The sequence below is a fragment of the Hoylesella timonensis S9-PR14 genome (assembly GCF_000762405.1).
Taxonomy (GTDB): Bacteria; Bacteroidota; Bacteroidia; order Bacteroidales; family Bacteroidaceae; genus Prevotella; species Prevotella timonensis_A.
In genome coordinates, this window is the sequence record NZ_JRPQ01000214.1 from 1 (window position 1) to 2699 (window position 2699).

A 2699-nucleotide genomic window follows, 5' to 3' on the forward strand; every position below is an offset into this window, starting at 1 on the left:
GGAGGGACTGCCCGTCAATAAACTGACAATCAAAGGTGTAGAGGACAGCACCGACATAAAGGTCATCGCCGCNCGTCTGCANGAGATAGAGGAAAAGGCTCGTACCAAGAGCGAGTACAACAAGATTGGCGAGGTTTACGGCTTTTCCATCATGGTCAAGACGGAGAGCACTTCCAAGGACTTGTTCGACTGCTCGGTGAACCGCTTCTTTGTCAAGGGACAGGAAAGCATCTACTATACCTATAATAACGGTAAGTTAGCGGCAGACCCGAAACTTGCCTGCGAGAACTTCGTAAATGCCTTGGAGCGTATCCCAAAGGTAATAGAGTCACATGAGAAGGAAATGGCAAAGGTAGCAGCCAACAAAGACGTTTACACCAATATTGCCAACGGCTCATGGAAGAAAGAGGACGAACTGCGTGTGCTCAAGGGGGAGGCAGCAGAATTGGACAGAAAGATTGCGCTTACCCTTGCTCCACCAGAGGGGGAAAAAGAGGAAACAGAAGAAATGAAGCAAGGAGAGGGTTTATCCGACCATTATCATTCTGGAGGAGTAAAGAACGAAAGCTATCTTGTCCAAGACAAAGAAGATAATAGCCGTTTACAGAGTTTTAGACCCAAATGGAGGCACTAAACACATGCCGAGGGGCTAAATAAAAGTCAGACATCCGTATTGAATGTCTGACTTTTATCATTATACCTGCAAATAACCTTTTAGCTTATCTATTCCTTCTTTGTGCTTATCGGGAGTCTGTTTCTTAAGTTTACCTATATTCAGTAGTTTCCATTGTACAGATGGATATAGGCTTAAATCACCTGCGCAACATTTATCCCACTGTGGTGTTCCATCCTCAAAGGAAACGAGGAAATCCTTGTCTGTATTTGTAAGGCAGTCATTTACCTTTTTAATAATGGATTCACGAGCCTGCTCATAGTCTGTATAGGTAAATGGAATATCTGACATTCCCTTGAATTGGTTTTCAAGTGCCTCCTCTTGGTTTATGTTATTAGGAGACAAGGATTCCACGATAGGCTTGTCGCTTCCCAATAAACATAAGATGAGCCCGTCTTTTACACTTTCAAGCCTTTGGTCTTTCATGTATTTGCAGTCAAACATGTCACGTGGGTGCTGCCGGCTGAGGGCGGCTGCAATCTTTCCCCCATAAAGTTGAGCATAAGGAACTATACGTGCCTTACAGCTGGCTTGAAACTCTTCCATCGCTTTCGAACAGAGTTCCATAATTTCAACCTCTCCAAGTATGCCCCGCTTTGTACCATTTACCTCTATTTTCACCGTAGCACCATCATGCGTGCACTGCAATTTCCATACTTCGGATTTATGTACCACATGTATTCCGGGAATGGCACGTTCTATACTTGTTTTCAGTTCTCCAAGATGTTGATTTATCTTTTCCAAACTTGCTGTGCGTGGCTCTATCGGAATATAGGTAAGGTCAATATCAACCGAATAACGCAGCATATTCTGGTGGAACAGGTTAATAGCCGTACCTCCATGAACTGCAAAGTCCGTTATCTTGTAAACCAAAGGCATAATGCGTAGTAACAATGATACCTGCTTTTTATATTGTTGATTATTCATAGTCGTTTAATTCTTTTGGGATAATCATCTTATACTTGCTGATATATATACCGGATTTGACGAGTTGGAGTTTATGTGTCCCCAAATCTATTTTTGTAAGGTCTAAGTCTTCATACCAATAATGCCCCGCTTTCTCAGCCATATATAGAAACAGCCTCTTCATTTTGTAATGTTTTGTGGTTTCCAATAACGATTGGACGACATTCGGACGCAGAGTTGTCAACTGTTCCATTATATAAAATAGATCCATATAGTTATATTGGCGTGGTGTTAGCAGCAGACATTCCATAAAAGCCTGCTCAGGGGAGGATATAAGCAGCCTCCAGTCCAAATATGTTAAAGTTGTTATCTGTGCACGGACAAATACTTCTGTCTTGAAGAACTTAAATTCACGGTCGAAAATGTCATGCTTCATCCATTGTGGCATTTTATCACTTGCCGTTGATACCATTAACAGGGGTTTACCCATAGGAACATAATGGTTGAAGCCCCAAAGCTCCAAAGCAGAATGCGCTGCAACACGAAAACTCTTTCCTACTTGTTCGTTGAAGGACTGCAAAGCACCAAAAGCGGACAGCGTGTTGCCTGTGCGGTACATGACTCCCTTACATAGAGAGGATAACCAACCGGAAGAACGATACCTGCTCAACAACTGCCTGGAATAGCCATGCTCTATAAGCCATGTCGCAAACAGCAATCCGTTCTTTTGCCCAGATTGAAGCATTTGGTTTATTTTTTTTCCTTTTAGTACACTCATAGTTTACTTGCTGTAATTAAAACCAACCGCAAAGGTACAAAAGACTTTACTAATTACAGTCGATTGGTTGAATTATTTTCCCGAAAGTAAACTAATAGTTGACTTGCAGGATAATATTTCAACCATAGTGAGGAAAAAGAGGATGAAATAAAACATGAACATTTCCAACATACTTGTATAGAACTAACTTCTACCAACCTTCTCGCTTCCGTACCATTTCATCTATCTCCTTACGTAAAAACAACAAACGTCCATTGGCTTTGAGATAAGGAATTTTCCCTGCCCAAACCCAGTTGTAGATGGTCTTTTGTTCCACTTTGAGTATCTTGGACACATCTATGA

3 protein-coding genes and 1 pseudogene are annotated in these 2699 nt (G+C 41.8%); 1 reads left to right on the plus strand and 3 read right to left on the minus strand.

Annotated elements, in window-relative coordinates:
* Nucleotides 1–634, plus strand: a pseudogene (locus tag HMPREF9304_RS11830) (helicase); the annotation flags it as partial.
* A 60-nt stretch (nt 635–694) separates the two neighbouring features.
* Here the strand turns inward: HMPREF9304_RS11830 and HMPREF9304_RS11835 are convergent.
* The 3 genes from HMPREF9304_RS11835 to HMPREF9304_RS11845 all read right to left on the minus strand — a co-directional run.
* Nucleotides 695–1600 (minus strand): nucleotidyl transferase AbiEii/AbiGii toxin family protein, encoded by a 906-nt coding sequence (locus HMPREF9304_RS11835; RefSeq protein WP_036929453.1) that lies wholly within the window; start codon nt 1598–1600, stop codon nt 695–697.
* Nucleotides 1593–2357, minus strand: coding sequence for a type IV toxin-antitoxin system AbiEi family antitoxin domain-containing protein (locus tag HMPREF9304_RS11840; protein ID WP_036929455.1), 765 nt, complete (start codon nt 2355–2357; stop codon nt 1593–1595). Before HMPREF9304_RS11840 ends, HMPREF9304_RS11835 begins: the two co-directional genes overlap by 8 nt.
* Nucleotides 2358–2547: 190 nt before the next feature.
* On the minus strand, nt 2548–2699 hold a 152-nt coding region (locus tag HMPREF9304_RS11845), incomplete at its 5' end, for a helix-turn-helix domain-containing protein (protein ID WP_036929457.1).